This is a genomic window from Bacteriovorax sp. DB6_IX (assembly GCF_000447775.1).
GTDB lineage: Bacteria > Bdellovibrionota > Bacteriovoracia > Bacteriovoracales > Bacteriovoracaceae > Halobacteriovorax_A.
This window is the reverse complement of record NZ_AUNJ01000033.1, coordinates 1-2,590: the sequence shown is the minus strand read 5'-3', so window position 1 is coordinate 2,590 and position 2,590 is coordinate 1. Positions and strand designations below refer to the sequence as shown.

The following is a 2,590-nucleotide window of genomic DNA, read 5'->3' as shown; positions in this document are numbered from 1 at the left end:
AATTTAGACAAGCTTAATATTAAGGATTTCGCAATCTATAATAGGGGTCTTTCTTCTGAGTTTATTGCAGGGGGAGCACTGTATGGTATCTTTTATATTATTTTTTTAATTGTTATTTGTACCTACTTATTTAGTAGAAAAGAGCTCGAATAATGGAAATACTTATTTACCAAATTTCAGCAGCCGTTTTTGGTTTGCTTGTTGGAGTTTTTTAAACGTTCTAATTTATAGACTTCCTATAAAGAAGAATTTTGTAAATGATAGATCTCATTGTCCATCATGTAATAAATTAATTTATTGGTATGAAAATATACCTGTTTTCAGTTGGCTCTTTCTAAGAGGAAAGTGTTCTGGTTGCCAAGTAAAGATTAGTCCTGTCTATCCATTGGTAGAATTATTTATAGGGATTGTTTCATTTTTACTTTTTCCTAAAGTCGTTAATATTCACTCTTTAACAAGTTATATCTTTTTCTTTTCAATTGCCTGTGCCTTCACAGTTCACTTCGTCATTGATCTAAAACATAAAATATTACCAAATGGCGTTACCTTATATTTGGCGTTACTTTTTCTTATTCAGTCCTTTTTTTCAAAACCATTTGAGTTTTGGTTCTTTGGACTCCTTATTGGCTTCGGTTTCCCTGCTGGGGTGACATGGCTTTTTTATGTCTTGAGAAAGAAAGAAGGTCTAGGTATGGGGGATATAAAATTATGGGCCGCATTAGGCTTAATCCTTGGCCCATTTGAAATCCTCAGAAATATTTTTATGAGTTGCACCTTGGGTTCATTGATTGGATTACCAATGATTGCACTGGGCGTTATAGATAAGAAAACTAGAATACCATTTGGTCCATTTATTTTAGTTGTTGCAGCGTTTCAAATATACTTTCCAAAATATTATAAGATGTTATTGGGGTTAATCTTTTAAAAAACGCATTAACTTCTTGAAATGTTGAAACGATGCAAGGTATAATTTTTCTGAAGTACCAATGTCGATGGAATGTATATGGACTTAAAATCAGTAAAACCACAGGATGTAGTTGATGGAGTCAAAGACCTATTAGGTCTTTCCAGCAAGAAAGTCATTGGTTTAGACATTGGCCTTAGCTCAGTTAAGATTGCAGAAGTTGCATCTAGCGGAGATACGTTCAAATTACTCAAGTACGCGAGTATTCCACTTCCCGATACAGTATTAATCGAAGATGAAATTCAAAAAGAAGAAGAGTTACTCTCTGCAATAGAGGAAGCTTTTAATGAAATTGGTGCGAAAAACCCTAGTGTCTGTCTAGGTCTATTTGGCCCTAATACTGTTGTTCGTAAGCTACAACTTGCGGGTGGAGACGAAGAGGAAATTGAGGATCAGGTTCTTTGGGAAGCTGAGCAATACCTTCCTTTCCCAGTTGAAGAAAGTAATCTCGGACACTATGTTGTTGGAGAAAATGAAGGTGGTGGTGTCGATGTTATCGTTGCTGCCGTTAGAAAAGATGTTCTGATGAATTTCAGAGATATTGTCGATAAAGCACAGGGTAAGATTAAAATTGTCGATCTTACTCCATTGGCCATCAGTAATGTGTTTGAATACACAATGGTAGATGAGATTGCTAATGATGAAGAGGATGAGTTTGTTAAGTCTTGGCTCATTTTGGATATAGGCGCTCAAAAAACAGAATGCGTAATTTATAAAGGCGGAATGCCTATCTTTACTAAAGAAATCCCTGTTGGTGGTGCCATGGTAACTGAAGAGATTCAGAGGCAGCTTGGTGTTAACTTTAGTGAAGCAGAAGACCTTAAAACTAACACTGATGATTCGGGAAATCTTCCAGAAGAAGTTAGTGAGATTGTAAAAGAAATCAATGAAACATTCTTTAATGAGATAAAGAAGACAATAGACTTCTATGTGAATTCAACTTCAGATGATTCAATTGCCGAATGTTACGTAACAGGTGGATCTATTCAGCTACCTGGTCTATTAGATGGTCTATCTGATTTACTTGGTGTTGATGTCTCTGTGCTAAATCCATTTCGTGCCTTTGAGTATGACGATAAAAAAATTGACGAAGATGACCTAAGTAAAATTGCTTATCATGGTGTAGTTGCCCTCGGGCTTGCAATGAGGGAGTTGCGCTAATGATAGAAATTAACTTATTAGAAAAGAAGAAGCCCATAAGGCTGCCAGTTGTTGCTGGTATTGACCTTAATAACATGAATTGGAAGCCACTTATCTTTGCATATATTGTAAAGGTTTGTGTCGATACATTTGTGATACCTCAGATCGGTTCTGACTTAGATAAATTAGAAAGGGAAAGTACCGCTCTATCAAAAAGGCAAAGAGCCCTTCAAACACAAATTAAAAAAGATCGAAACGTAAAAGAGCTCTTAACTGCTTTTGATCAGCAAATTAAGAAATTAAAAACACGAGAGCTACAGGTTGAACAAGTCTTAAAGCAGAAGACGAATCCTAAAAATATTCTTTCGGCCTTATCTAAAATTGTACCGGAAGATCTTTGGTTCGATAAAATGTCGATAAATAAAGAGAAGAGGCTCTTCTTAGAGGGGGGAGCGGTTTCATATAGAAGTGTAGGAGAGTTGATCA

General features: G+C 35.8%; 3 protein-coding genes. All 3 read left to right on the top strand.

The genetic code is table 11. The annotated features are described in order from the left end of the window. The first annotated feature begins 109 nt into the window (after positions 1-109). Complete coding sequence (locus tag M901_RS01130) at positions 110-925, top strand: A24 family peptidase (protein ID WP_021276318.1); 816 nt, start codon at positions 110-112, stop codon at positions 923-925. Between the two features lie 78 nt (positions 926-1,003). Next, positions 1,004-2,125, top strand: a complete 1,122-nt coding sequence (gene pilM / locus M901_RS01125; protein WP_021276316.1) for a type IV pilus assembly protein PilM — start codon at positions 1,004-1,006, stop codon at positions 2,123-2,125. Beyond that, a partial coding sequence (locus M901_RS01120) for a PilN domain-containing protein (RefSeq protein ID WP_021276315.1) occupies positions 2,125-2,590 on the top strand: 466 nt, incomplete at its 3' end. The genes pilM and M901_RS01120, both read left to right, overlap by 1 nt.

Bases quoted from the DNA above. Each gene is read 5' to 3' on its own strand.
- pilM (WP_021276316.1), top strand. From the start codon at position 1,004: ATGGACTTAAAATCAGTAAAACCACAGGATGTAGTTGATGGAGTCAAA.